Here is a 12,857-nt window from a genome sequence, read left to right as displayed (position 1 = left end):
CAGTTGTTGGAGGAATGGCCGTCGCGAAGCGCAAGCAGGCGATCGGCAAGCTCCGCGAAGGTGAATTGAAAACTGGACGGAAGTGTAAGGACGCTAGATGAAAGTTTTTTGAATTGAAAACGTAATGATGCGTCGGATGTTTGTCGGCGGCTCGCGAATCAATCGCGCTCGGGCGTCGCCGAGATGCGATGGATCGACAGGTCGGCACCGTCGAATTCGGCTTCGCGGTCGAGGCGCAGCCCGACGGTCGCCTTCAGCGCACCGTAGACGAGCGTGCCGCCGGCGGTTGCGATCGCGATGCCGCCGAGCGTGCCGGCGAGCTGCGACAGGAACGACACGCCGCCGAGACCGCCGAGCGCGGGCAGGCCGAACACGCCGGCCGCGATGCCGCCGAGCGCGCCGCACATGCCGTGCAGCGGCCACACGCCGAGCACGTCGTCGATACGCCACTTGTTCTGCACGCAGGTGAACATCGCGACGAACAGCGCGCCGGCGGCCGCGCCCGTGACGAGCGCGCCGATCGGATGCATCACGTCGGAGCCCGCGCACACCGCGACGAGGCCGGCGAGCGGCCCGTTGTACGTGAAGCCCGGGTCGTTGCGGCCGGCCATCCACGCGGCGAGCGTGCCGCCGACCATCGCCATCAGCGAGTTCACGGCGACGAGGCCGCTGATCTTGTCGAGCGTCTGCGCGCTCATCACGTTGAAGCCGAACCAGCCGACCGCGAGCACCCATGCACCGAGCGCGAGGAACGGGATGTTCGACGGCGGGTGCGCGGCGATCCGGCCGTCCTTCGCATAACGACCGTGGCGCGCGCCGAGCAGCAGCACGGCCGGCAGTGCGACCCAGCCGCCGAACGCGTGCACGACGACCGAGCCGGCGAAGTCGTGGAACGGCGCACCGAACGCGTGCGTGAGCCAGGCCTGCACGCCGTAGCGCTCGTTCCACGCGATGCCTTCGAAGAACGGATAGATGAAACCGACGATGATCAGCGTCGCGACGAGCTGCGGGTTGAACTTCGCGCGCTCGGCGATGCCGCCGGACACGATCGCGGGAATGGCCGCAGCGAAGGTCAGCAGGAAGAAGAAGCGCACGAGCGCGTAACCGTTGTGCTGGGACAGCGTGCCGATGTCGTCGAAGAACTCGACGCCGTACGCGATCGTGTAGCCGATGAGGAAGTACGCGAGCGTCGACACCGAGAAGTCGACCAGGATCTTCACGAGCGCGTTGACCTGGTTCTTCTTGCGGACCGTGCCGAGTTCGAGAAATGCGAAGCCCGCGTGCATCGCGAGCACCATGACGGCGCCGATCAACAGGAACAGTGTGTCGACGCCGGATTTCAGACCATCCATGCCGTGGCTTCCTTGCGCAAAAAACGGGCAAGGAATGCAAGTATCGAGCCAACTTGGTGAACGGCCGCGTGGAATTGGTGCTCTGGCACCATGCGGTGCGGCATTCCGGTGAATCGTGCCCGGTATCGGCGCACGCGCGGTGCGGGCTGCGGCCGCACCGTGTGCACACATGTGGTGCGGTGCGTGCGGAACTGGTGCGTTTGACGTGCTGGCAGGGACGGCGTGGTGCGTCGGCGTGCGCCGTTACGCACCGATCTGGCGCGTCAGTGGCGCGCGAACAGTTCGCGCGGCCGACGCAGCCGCAGCGCGCACGCCGACCAGTATGCGGCGACGGTCGTCAGCCCGAGCGCGGCGAACGCGAGCGCCGCGAAGCCCGCGAGCGACTGGCCGTCGCCGTCGGGGCCGAGGATGCCTTGCGCGACGATCAGCGCGGCCGTCCAGAAGCCGATTGCGGCCTGCGTGAGCAGGCGCGCGGACGCGACGCGGCGCGGGCGTCCGGCTGCGGCCAGGCGGCGTGCCGACGGCGGGCGCAGACACAGAAACAGGATGGTGGCGAGCAGTGCGGCCAGCGCGATGAACCAGTCGATGAGGAAAGCCATGAGAAAAAAGGGACGCGTACGAAGCGGGTTGAGGCGTGCCTACTTTAGTGGCGTAGCGCCGGCGATTGAATCAGACAAATCCGAAATTGAAAGGCATTTTCAATCGCGGGTCGTCATTTGGCCGGTTCCACAGGCGGTATCATCGACGTCGGTCCAACCACGAGGCCGTGCGACGCACGGCCGGAGATTGCTGATGAACATGAAGACATCGCGGGCGCGTCGCGTGCCCGGGTTCGCGCTGGCGGCCGTGGCCGCCGGTGCGCTGCTGTTGCTCGCGGGCTGCGAGAAATCCGGCACGCCGGTCGTCCAACCCGATACGGCCGCGAGCGCGGCCGCCGATGCCGCGAACAACGCGGCCAAGGCGCTCGACCAGGTCGCGAGCACCGTCAACCAGCAGATCAACGCCGCGAAGGCCGGCATCGCGTCCGCGGCGTCGGCCGTGCCGCCGTTGTCCGCGAGCGGCATCGCGTCCGCCGCGCAGGCGCAGATCGACGCGGCGGCGTCCGCGGTCGTCGCGCATGCGGCTTCCGAAGCCGGAGCGAAGATCGCGGAAGCCGGCAAGAAACTCCAGCAGTGGAGCCAGCAGAGCGCGTCGGGCGCCAAGCCCGCGAGCGGGGAATGACGCGGGCTTGCGCGATTCTCTAAATGTAATTATTATGGTTACACATTGTCGCCGGCTGCAGTCCGGGCCGGCGTCGCCGAGTGAGTGAGGAATGAATACCAGCAGCCGGTTCGCGTTTGCCGTCCACGTGCTCGCCTTGCTGTCGATGCAGGAAGGCGCGCCGCTGTCGTCCGACATCATCGCGGGCAGCGTGAACACGAATCCGGCGCTGATCCGCCGGTTGCTGTCGATGCTGGCGGCCGCGGGGCTGACCACGTCGCAGCTCGGCGCGGGCGGCGGTGCGCTGCTCGCCCGCGAGCCCGGCGAGATCACACTGCTCGACGTGTATCGCGCGGTCGACGATGCACGACTGTTCGCGCTGCATCGCGAGGCGCCGAATCCCGCGTGTCTCGTCGGACGGCACATTCAGGGCGTGCTGATCGACTACATCGGCGACGCACAGCGCGCGATGGAGGCATCGCTCGCTATGCGCACGCTGGCCGACGTAACGGCCGACGTGCTGGATTCGGAGCGGCGCAAGCAACACGCAGGGCGCGCCGGCCGGTGAGCGGCGGCAGGCAGGGCAGGAGGCCGGGCGGCGCGCAGGCGCGACGATCGGCGCAACGGGGGATTCGCCCCGTTTTTTTCGGTCTTATATGTAATCAATGATGTTACATATTTTTCTTTGTGGAGAATCGATATGACGCAACGTACCTTGAATATCGCGCTGTTCGGCGCCACCGGCATGATCGGCTCGCGCATCGCAGCGGAAGCCGCACGGCGCGGCCATCGCGTGACCGCGCTGTCGCGCAATCCCGGCTCGGCCGGCGACGGCATCACCGCGAAAGCGGCCGACTTGTTCGACGCGGCCAGCATTGCGGCCGCGCTGCCGGGTCATGACGTCGTCGCGAGCGCGTACGGCCCGAAGCAGGACGATGCGGCGAAGGTCGTCGCGGTCGCGAAGGCGCTGGTCGCCGGCACGCGTCAGGCGGGCCTGAAGCGGCTCGTGGTGGTGGGCGGCGCCGGTTCGCTCGAAGTCGCGCCTGGCAAGCAGCTCGTCGACAGCGAAGGTTTCCCGGAAGCGTACAAGGCGGTCGCGCTCGCGCACCGCGATGCGTTCGACTACCTGAAGACGGTCGGCGATCTCGACTGGACGTTCTTCGCGCCGGCCGCGCTGATCGCACCGGGCGAGCGGACGGGCACGTTCCGCTCCGGCGTCGGCAAGCTGATCGCGGACGCGCAGGGCAACAGCAAGATCTCGGCGGAAGACTACGCGGTCGCGTTCGTCGACGCGCTGGAGCAAGGCGGCTTCGTGCGCGAGATCGCGACGGTCGCGTATTGAGCGGCGCAGTGGCCGGTGTCGCGTAAGCGCCGGCCTGGCCCGGGCGCGGCGCGCGAGCCGCAACGGGCGGTACATGAGGCGATTCCAACCTGACGGGTGGAATCGCCTTTTTCGCGTGGAGGAAGGCGTGCCGGCGCGATCGTGCGCGCGGCGGATTCACGCGTACCGGATTGGTATTTATACCGGTCGACGCGGACAGGTGGTTTCCATATTGTTCCCCGTTGTGCAGGATGCATAGAATAAATTTCTATCTACGAGGGACTGGAGAAATGGACGCCATCGATCGCAAGCTGCTGGAGCTGTTGCAGGCGGATGCCACGCTGCCGATCGCGGAACTGGCGCAGCGCGTGAACCTGTCGCAGACGCCATGCTGGAAGCGCGTGCAGCGGCTGAAGGAAACCGGCGCGATTCGCGCGCAGGTCGCGCTGTGCGATCCGCGCAAGCTCGGGGTCGGCACGACCGTGTTCGTCGCGATTCGCACGAACCAGCACACCGAGGAATGGGCGCAGCGTTTCACGCAGGCCGTGCGCGACATGCCGGAAGTGGTCGAGGTCTACCGGATGAGCGGCGAGACCGATTACCTGCTGCGCGTCGTCGTCGCCGGCATCGACGATTACGACCGCGTCTACAAGCAGCTGATTCGCGCGGTGCCGCTGTTCGACGTCAGCTCGTCGTTCGCGATGGAGCAGATCAAGTATTCGACCGCGCTGCCCGTGCGCGATCATCCCGAGCCGGCTTGATGCGGTACAGACGCGCGACAGACGCGGTACCGCTGCGGATCGCGCGGCCGGCGCGGGTTCAGCGGCCGCGCGCCAGCGCGCGCGCACGTTCGTCGGCCAGCGCGTCGCGGCGCACGAAATCCGCGACGAACGGACTGGCCGGATGGTGATGCAGCGCGTACGGCGTGTCCCATTGCGCGAGCCGGCCGTCCTTCATCACGCCGATCCGGTCGGCGATCGCGAACGCTTCGGCCTGGTTGTGCGTGACCAGGATCGCGGTGTGGCCCGTACGCTTCAGGATGTCGCGCAGCTCGAACGCGAGCCGCTCGCGCGTATCGACGTCGAGATTCGAGAACGGCTCGTCGAGCAGCAGCAGCTCCGGTGACGGCGCGAGCGCGCGAGCGAGCGCGATGCGCTGCTGCTGGCCGCCCGACAGTTCGTGCGGATAGGCGCCGCCGGATTCGGCGAGGCCGACGAGTTCGAGCATCTCCGCGACGCGCGCACGGCGTTCGGCCTTCGGCATGCGCCGCAGGCCGAACGCGACGTTGTCGGCCGCGCTCAGGTGCGGGAACAGCGCATAGTCCTGGAACATCATGCCGATGCGCCGCCGCTCGGGCGGCACGTCGAGCGACGGCGCCGCGACGGGCGTGCCGTCCAGCACGATGCGCCCCATGCGCACGGGTTCGAAGCCGGCGATCGCGCGCAGCACGGTGGTTTTTCCGCAGCCCGACGCGCCGAGCAGGCAGCCGATGTCGCCGCGCGGCAGCGCGAGGCTCAGCCCGTCGACCACCGTGCGGCGGCCGTGCGGCGTGTCGTAGGCGAGGCGGAGGTCGTCGAGTTCGAGCAGGTTCACGGGTTCAGGCTCCGATCTTGTGGCGGGTGCGGGCGAGCAGGATCACGGGCACGAGCCCGGCCAGCACGATCGCGAGCGCGGCGACCGCGCCTTCTTCATAGGTGCCGCGCGCGGCTTCCGCATACAGCCAGGTCGCGAGCGTGTCGAAGTTCAATGGGCGCAGCAGCAGCGTGGCCGGCAGTTCCTTCATCGCGTCGACGAACACCAGCAGCGCGCTCGTCGTCAGCGCGGGCCGCAGCAGCGGCAGGTGCACGCGGCGCAGCGTGCCGCCGGCCGTCTCGCCGAGCGAGCGCGATGCCTGTTCGAGCGACGGCGGAATGCGCGCGAGGCCGGCCTCGATGCTGCCGGCCGGAATTGCGAGAAAGCGCACGGTGTACGCAATCACGAGCGCGGCCGCGGAACCCATCAGCAGCAGTCCGTCGCGGCCGAGCGCCGCGCCGAACAGCCGGTCGGCAGCCGCGAACGGGATCAGCAGGCCGATCGCGAGCACGGTGCCCGGCACCGCGTAGCCGAGGCTCGCGATCCGCGCACACACGCGGGCAGGGCCCGCGCGGGCGCTGTCGCGTTGCGCGCGCGCGGCCCACGCGACGACGAGCCCGCACGCGAGCGTCGCGGCGGTCGCGGCGGTGGCGATCGTCAGCGTGTTCGCGAGCCCCGTCATCAACTGCGCGGACACGCCGCCGACGAGATGCAGCCGCTTGCCGGTCTCGACCGCGAGATATGCGGCCGGTGCACCGAAGCCCAGCAGCACGGGCAGCCAGCCGAGCGCGGCGGCGCCCAACGCGGCCGCGCCCGTGAGGCGGCGCGGCGCGATCGGCCGCATGCGCCGGCCATGCGCGTAGCGCTGGCGGCGGCGTCCGTAGCGTTCGAGCACGATCATGCCGACGACGATCGCGAGCATCGCGAGCGCGATCTGCGCGGCGCCGGCGAGATCCGAACGCGTGATCCACGTCGTGTAGACGGACACGGTCAGCGTCTGCACGCCGAGGAATTCCGACGCGCCGATGTCGTTCAGCGTTTCCAGCAGCGCGAGGCTCACGCCGACCGCGATCGCCGGCCGCGCGAGCGGCACGACGACGCGCCAGAACGTCGCGACGCGTCCCGCGCCGAGCGTGCGCGCGGCTTCGAGCAGGCTCGCGGACTGCGTGACGAACATCGCGCGCGTGCTCAGGTACACATACGGATACAGCACGAAGCCGAGCACGAAGATCGCGCCGGGCAGCGAACGCAGGTCGGGCAGGCGGAACTGGCGCGGGCCGTCGAAGCCGAGCAGCCCGCGGATCGCGCCCTGGACGGGGCCGATCGGGTGCAGCAGGTCGAGATACGCGAACGCGACGATGTAGGTGGGGACCGCGAGCGGCAGCAGCAGCGCCCACGTCAGCATCCGGCGGCCGGGAAAGTCGTATGCGGTGACGAGCCATGCGCAGCCCGTGCCGACGATCGACACGATCGCGCCGACGCCCGCGAGCAGCAGCAGCGTGTTGACGAGCGCCTGCGGCAGCACGAATTCGGCGAGATGGCGCCAATGCGCGAGGTCGGCGTCGAACGCGGCGGCCACGAGCACCGCGAGCGGCGCCGCGACCGCCGCGGCGATCGCCAGCGCCGCGAGCAGCCACAGGCTGCCCGCGCGCGGCCGCAGGCGCGGCCGGTACGGCTGACGGCGCGCGCCGGCGGACGATGCGTCAGTTGTCAAAGCCGACCTTGTCGACGAGCTGGCTCGCCTGCTTGCGATGCTTCGCGATGTCAGCCAGCGGCAGCGGATCGACCTTCAGCGTGCCGAAGCTCGCGATCACCGGGTCGAGCTTCACGTTCGCGCGCACCGGGTATTCGTAGTTCGCCTGCGCATACAGCGCCTGCGCTTCGGGTGAAACGAGGTATTCGAGCAGCTTCACCGCGTTGGCCTTGTGCGGCGCGTGCTTCGCGACCGTCGCGCCGCTGATGTTCACGTGCGTGCCGCCGCTCTTCGCGTTCGCAAACGTCGGCCGCACGACCTTGATCGCGTCGCCCCACTTGCGCGCGTCGGTGCCCGGCTCGGCATTCTTCATGTGACCGACGTAGTACGCGTTCGCGAGGCCGACGTCGCAGATGCCGCCGAGGATGTCGCGGGCGACATCGCGGTCGCCGCCCGTCGCCTTGCGCGCGAGGTTCGCCTTCACGCCGCGCAGCCACTTCTCGGTTGCGGCTTCGCCGTCGTGCGCGATCATCGCGGCGACGAGCGCCGTGTTGTACGGATGCTGGCCCGAGCGGATGCAGACCTTGCCCTTCCATTTCGGATCGGCGAGATCTTCATAGCGGAACGCGTCGACCTTCAGGTCCTTTTCGACGTACAGCACGCGGTCGCGCAGCGACAGTGCGTACCAGTCGCCGTTCGCGCCGCGCAGGTTCACGGGAATCGCGTCGTCGAGCGCCTTCGAGCGCACCGGCTGCGTGAGCCCGCCGTCGACGAGATCGAGCAGGTTGCCGACGTCGACCGTCATCAGCACGTCGGCCGGCGACTGCGCGCCTTCGGCCTTGACGCGCTCGAGCAGTCCGTCCTTCACGAACACCGTGTTGACCTTGACGCCGCTCTGTTTCGTGAACGCGTCGATGAGCGGCTGGATCAGCTTCGGCTCGCGGGTGGTGTACAGGCTCACTTCCTCGGCCGCATGGGCCAGCGGCGCGAATGCGGCCGCGGCAAGGGCGAGGGCGCCGGCAAGCGGCAGCAGGCGGGTGCGCGGATTCGACATGAAGACTCCGGTGGGGCAGGTGGACGAGGGAGGGTTCCGGGGCGCGCCTGCCGCCCGAGCGATCCGGAACATTACGAAATGAAAGACTCCGGATTCTAGATCGAAATGGGAATGATTATCAAATGAAAGCTTGCGGCGAGCGGGGAGGCGGATCGGAAACGAGGCGTCGCGGCGGTGGCGCAAGCGCGTAGAATGCGCGCTTCGACGAATTTGACGGAATCGCCCCGACCATGAACGATCAGCGCAAGAAGAACCCTGTCCGCAACGTGAGCATCCTGATCGTCGTGGCCGTGCTGCTCGTGATCGGGACGATCCTGTACAACGCGATTTCGCAGAAGCGCGCGTACGACGAGGCCCATCCGGCCGAGGCCGCGAGCACGGCATCGCACTGACGTGCCGGTAAGCGGCCCGGCCGGGCCGCTTACGGAGTGCGTGCGAACGAGGGAAGCCCGTGGCTTCCGGCGCGACAGGCGCCGCGCGGAGCCGGGAAAGAAGCGGGCGCCGAAACCGGCGCGCCGCGTAGATGGGTCAGCCGTGCGTCAACGTGACGCAGGTGCGAACTTCGGGCGGATTCGTACGTAGAACAGGGCCGCGAGCAGCGCGAGCCACGCCGCGCCGACATACAGCGCGACGCGCGTATCCTCGAACCAGCCGAGCATCACGATCACGAAACCCATGAACGCGATCGTCAGCGCCGGCGCCACCGGCCACAGCGGCACCTTGAACTTCAGCGCCGCGATTTCGGCGTTCGACAGGCGGCGGCGCATCGCGACCTGCGACAGCAGGATCATCAGCCACACCCACACCGTTGCGAACGTCGCGATCGCCGCGACCATCAGGAACACGTCCTTCGGCATCAGGAAGTTGAGCAGCACGCCGATCAGCAGCGCGCCGGCCATCACGAGCACCGTGACCCACGGCACGCCGTGCCGCGACGTCGTCATCAGCACGCGCGGCGCCTGGCCCTGCCGCGCCATCCCGAACATCATCCGGCCCGCGCCGAAGATATCGCTGTTGATCGCCGAGATCGCCGCGCTGATCACGACCAGGTTGAGGATCGTCGCGGCCGACTTCACGCCGAGCGCCGAGAAGATCTGCACGAACGGGCTGCCGCCGTTGCCGACGCCCGTCCACGGGCTGATCGACATCAGCACGACCATCGTCAGCACGTAGAACAGCAGGATGCGCGCGGGCACCGCGTTGATCGCGCGCGGAATCACGCGTTCCGGATCCTTCGCCTCGCCGGCGCTCATCCCGATCACCTCGATCCCGCCGTACGCGAAGATCACGACCGACAGCGACGCGATCAGCCCGCCGATACCGTTCGGCAAGAAGCCGCCGTGGTTCCACAGGTTCGCGAACGTCGGCACGTCGGCCGAATGGCCGAAGTGCATGCCGGTCAGCAGGATCGCGACGCCGCCGCCGATCATCGCGACGATCGCGCCGACCTTGATGATCGACAGCCAGAACTCGAGCTCGCCGAACACCTTCACATGGCACAGGTTCAGCCCGCAAATGATCGCGACGACCCCGAGCACCCAGATCCATTGCGGGACATCCGGAAACCAGAAGCCCATGTAGATGCCGAACGCGGTGATGTCGGCGATCGCGACGATCACCATTTCGAGCGTGTAGGTCCAGCCCGTGACGAATCCCGCGAACGGGCCGAGGTTCTCGGTCGCGTAGTGGCCGAACGAGCCGGCGACGGGTTCGCGCACGGCCATCTCGCCGAGCGCGCGCATCACCATGTAGACGGCCGCACCGCCGAGGATGTAAGCCAGGATCACGGCCGGGCCCGCGAGCTGGATCGCGGACGCCGAACCGTAGAACAGGCCCGTGCCGATCGCCGAGCCCAGCGCGAGAAAGCGGATGTGCCGCGCGCTCAGGTGGCGCTGCAAGTTTTTCATCGAGTCTCCGATATCGTTATGCGACGGACCGGGCGAGCGGGTCCGGTCCGATTGGCTCAAGTTGTATATACAACTTGAATGTGAACGAATGATAACAATTCGGGCCCGGTAACCGGAATCGGGTATTCCCTGACTGGTGCGACGAGCGGAATAGGGCGTGGGGCGGTCGCGCGACGGATGCGCGGGCCGCGTGGAGCGGGCGGATCATGCTTCGGGAGTTCGTTGAATCGGGGAACGCCGGTGGCCGGGCCGCGGCGTGCGCGGGCCGGCCACCGGCGGGAACGGTCGGGCAGGGTCAGGCAGGCAGGCGGATCACGCTCGCGTCCTTGCGGATCAGCAGCGACGACGCAAGCATCTGCTTGCACTGGTGCGCAAGCACCTTCAGGTCGTGCGTGAGCTCGGCGCCGACCGCGTCGGATTTTTCCGCCGACACGACCATCGCGTCGAGATCGCGCGTGATCTGTTTCGACGCTTCGAGCTGATGGGCAGGCGGCGGCTCGCCGGCCTCGGCCTTCTCGAGATTGTCGAGCACGGCCGCGAGGCCGCGCTGCAGCGCGTCGTCGTGGACGAGGCTGCCGTCGACCGAGCACGCGTTGCGGATCAGCGGCGCGGCGGCCGTGATCTGCGCGCCGAGCACGTGCGTCTGCACGAGCAGGTCGTTCAGCTCGGGCACGAAGCGCTGGTGCGCCTTCGGCTCGATCATCATCCGCTGGAACGCCTGCCCGAGGTTCGCGAACGCGATGTGCACGTCCTTGCGTGCGAGGCGGTAGCGGTAGTCGTCGTCGAGGCTCGTGGCCGGCGTCTCGACCGCGGCGGCGATGACCGGCACTACGGCCGCGCCGTCGGCGGTGGGCACCGGCGGCGACGACGCACCGCGCCCGACGCGCCACACGGCCTCGAAATACTTGCGGGTCGCCGTGAGCATGTCGGCGACCTGCTTGCCCATCAGCCGGTATTCCCAGTACGGGAACAGCCGGCTCGCGGCGATCGCGATCATGCAGCCGACCACGGTGTCGATCGCGCGCTCGCCGATGATCCGCATGCTGCCCGGCGCGAGCAGGTGGAACATCAGCAGCACGTACGACGACGTGAATACGACGCTCGCCGCGTAGTTGAACAGCAGCAGGCTGTAGCTCATCACCATCGACCCGAACATGATCGCGATCAGCAGGTGCGGCTCCTTCACCGTGTAGATCAGCGCGATGCTCGCCGCGCAGCCGATCAGCGTGCCGACGATACGCTGCGCGTTGCGCTGCTTGGTCAGCGAGTAGCCGGGCTTCAGGATGATGATGGTCGTCATCACGATCCAGTACGCGTTCGTGAGCGGCAGCAGCCGGCCGAGCCAGAAGCCGACCGCCACCGCAATCGTCACGCGCAGCGCGTGGCGCAAGCTCGGCGAACTCATGTTCAGGTTCGAGAAGATCAGCAGCGGCGACATCCGGCGGCGCTGCAGGAAGCGCGCGAGCGCCTTGTCGATCTTCAGTTCGGTTTGCTGCGGATCGGCGTGGCCCGACAGGTTGCGGCGCATCCGTTCGATCAGGCGCGTCGCGCTCCAGATGCGCCGGAACGTCGCGAGCACGGCCGCATAGGCTTCCGCGTTGGTGGCCGCGAAGTTCTTCTTGCGCATCAGCTCGATCTCGTACTCGATCGCGCGCAGCTCGGCCTTCACGCTGATCCGCGAATGCGGCGCGCGGTTTTCGAGCACCGCGAGGCCGATCTCCTCGAGATCGGCGGCCGCCTTGCCGATCAGGTCGCGGTAGAAAATGATGAGATCCGAGCCGCCGAACGTGTTGCGCACGAGCGGGTAGTCGGTGTGCGCGCCGACGAACAGCTCGTGCAGGTCGACGCTGTTGATGAACAGGTTGTACATCGTCGTGCGGCCGGGATCGAGCTTGCCGCGCCGCAGCTTCGGCAGGTTGCGCAGCACGATGTCGCGCGCGGTTTCCTGCGTTTCGACCGCGGTGATCTGCCGGGCGACGAGATTGCGGTAGCACTCGTCGAGATCGGCATCGAGATCGTAGAACTGCGCGCGCGCGAGCAGGTAGTCGGCGCATGCGAACAGGCTCTCGGCCAGCGCCTGCTGCTCGATCCGGCGCGCCTGCCATTGCGACACGAGCGTGGCCCAGTACGTATACCAGAGGCCGCCCGCGAGAATCCAGCCGGCGTTGATGAACGCCTGCAGCGGCGTGAATTTCTCCTCGAGCGTCATCACCATCATGAACAGCGTCGCGAAGCTGATCTGCGGCCAGCGGTTGCCGTAGACGACGATCAGCGACAGCACGAACGTGAGCGGCACGATCGTGAGCCACAGCGCGAAGATGTTCGGTGTCGCGAGGCCGGTGGCGAGCGCGGCGAGGAAGCCGATCACGCTGCACGCGAGCATTTCGTTGTGCTTGTACTTGAGCGGGCCCGGCATGTCGACCACGCATGCGCCGAGCGCGCCCGTCGAGATAGTGAAGCCGAGCTCCCGGTTGTGAAACACGATCAGGCACAGCACGGCCGGCAGCGAGACGCCGACCGCGATCCGCAGGCCGCCGAAAAAGTACTGGCTGTAGAAAAACTTTCTGATTTCGACCGAATAGCGCATCGATGGGCTGAATGGCAGACGAAGAGGCCCGGGGGCGGCGTATTTGACTGGCGACGAGTCTATCGTATTTCGCGGTCCGTAAAACCTGGCTTTCCGGCCGAGGTTCGCGGCGGCGGCCCATTTGCTATCCTTGGGGACCCTGTTCGCCCGGCTCGGCCGGCGCGAGGTTCC

Annotated in this window: 12 protein-coding genes; 5 read left to right on the top strand and 7 right to left on the bottom strand. The window is 67.8% G+C overall.

Annotated elements, in window-relative coordinates:
- Window positions 1-158: 158 nt before the first annotated feature.
- Complete coding sequence (locus GD429_RS01005; protein ID WP_152855295.1) at window positions 159-1,352, bottom strand: ammonium transporter; 1,194 nt, start codon at window positions 1,350-1,352, stop codon at window positions 159-161.
- Between the two features lie 263 nt (window positions 1,353-1,615).
- Complete coding sequence (locus GD429_RS01000) at window positions 1,616-1,951, bottom strand: hypothetical protein (protein WP_152855294.1); 336 nt, start codon at window positions 1,949-1,951, stop codon at window positions 1,616-1,618.
- A 193-nt stretch (window positions 1,952-2,144) separates the two neighbouring features.
- On the opposite strand from GD429_RS01000, the gene GD429_RS00995 reads away from it, so the two are divergent.
- The 4 genes from GD429_RS00995 (at window position 2,145) to GD429_RS00980 (ending at window position 4,634) form a co-directional block, all read left to right on the top strand.
- Window positions 2,145-2,573 (top strand): hypothetical protein, encoded by a 429-nt coding sequence (locus GD429_RS00995; RefSeq protein WP_152855293.1) that lies wholly within the window; start codon window positions 2,145-2,147, stop codon window positions 2,571-2,573.
- 91 nt (window positions 2,574-2,664) lie between these two features.
- Complete coding sequence (locus tag GD429_RS00990) at window positions 2,665-3,120, top strand: Rrf2 family transcriptional regulator (RefSeq protein ID WP_152855292.1); 456 nt, start codon at window positions 2,665-2,667, stop codon at window positions 3,118-3,120.
- Between the two features lie 132 nt (window positions 3,121-3,252).
- Complete coding sequence (locus GD429_RS00985) at window positions 3,253-3,894, top strand: NAD(P)-dependent oxidoreductase (protein WP_152855291.1); 642 nt, start codon at window positions 3,253-3,255, stop codon at window positions 3,892-3,894.
- A gap of 269 nt (window positions 3,895-4,163) precedes the next feature.
- Window positions 4,164-4,634, top strand: a complete 471-nt coding sequence (locus tag GD429_RS00980) for an Lrp/AsnC family transcriptional regulator (RefSeq protein WP_152855290.1) — start codon at window positions 4,164-4,166, stop codon at window positions 4,632-4,634.
- A gap of 58 nt (window positions 4,635-4,692) precedes the next feature.
- Here GD429_RS00980 and GD429_RS00975 read toward each other — a convergent pair whose 3' ends face one another.
- Genes GD429_RS00975 through GD429_RS00965 form a run of 3 tightly spaced genes read right to left on the bottom strand, consistent with a single transcriptional unit; the run spans window position 4,693 to window position 8,192 of the window.
- Window positions 4,693-5,466 carry an ABC transporter ATP-binding protein gene (locus GD429_RS00975; protein ID WP_321574319.1) on the bottom strand — a complete coding sequence of 258 codons (774 nt, stop codon included), beginning with the start codon at window positions 5,464-5,466 and terminating at the stop codon, window positions 4,693-4,695.
- A 4-nt stretch (window positions 5,467-5,470) separates the two neighbouring features.
- Window positions 5,471-7,159, bottom strand: a complete 1,689-nt coding sequence (locus GD429_RS00970) for an ABC transporter permease (RefSeq protein ID WP_152855289.1) — start codon at window positions 7,157-7,159, stop codon at window positions 5,471-5,473.
- On the bottom strand, window positions 7,149-8,192 hold the full coding sequence (locus GD429_RS00965) for a Fe(3+) ABC transporter substrate-binding protein (protein ID WP_152855288.1): 1,044 nt from the start codon (window positions 8,190-8,192) through the stop codon (window positions 7,149-7,151). Before GD429_RS00965 ends, GD429_RS00970 begins: the two co-directional genes overlap by 11 nt.
- 230 nt (window positions 8,193-8,422) lie before the next feature.
- Between GD429_RS00965 and GD429_RS00960 the strand changes: the two genes are divergently transcribed.
- A complete protein-coding gene (locus GD429_RS00960) occupies window positions 8,423-8,584 on the top strand; it encodes a hypothetical protein (RefSeq protein WP_152855287.1) in 162 nt (53 codons plus the stop codon).
- 147 nt (window positions 8,585-8,731) lie between these two features.
- Here the strand turns inward: GD429_RS00960 and GD429_RS00955 are convergent, their stop codons facing one another.
- Both GD429_RS00955 and GD429_RS00950 read right to left on the bottom strand, forming a co-directional pair.
- Entirely contained in the window at window positions 8,732-10,099 is a 1,368-nt protein-coding gene (locus GD429_RS00955) for an amino acid permease (protein ID WP_152855286.1), read from the bottom strand.
- 295 nt (window positions 10,100-10,394) lie between these two features.
- On the bottom strand, window positions 10,395-12,686 hold the full coding sequence (locus GD429_RS00950; RefSeq protein WP_152855285.1) for an FUSC family protein: 2,292 nt from the start codon (window positions 12,684-12,686) through the stop codon (window positions 10,395-10,397).
- Between the last annotated feature and the right edge of the window lie 171 nt (window positions 12,687-12,857).

The organism is Burkholderia sp. BE17, assembly GCF_009362305.1.
Taxonomy (GTDB): Bacteria; Pseudomonadota; Gammaproteobacteria; order Burkholderiales; family Burkholderiaceae; genus Burkholderia; species Burkholderia pyrrocinia_C.
This window is presented reverse-complemented; position numbering and strand designations above follow the sequence as displayed.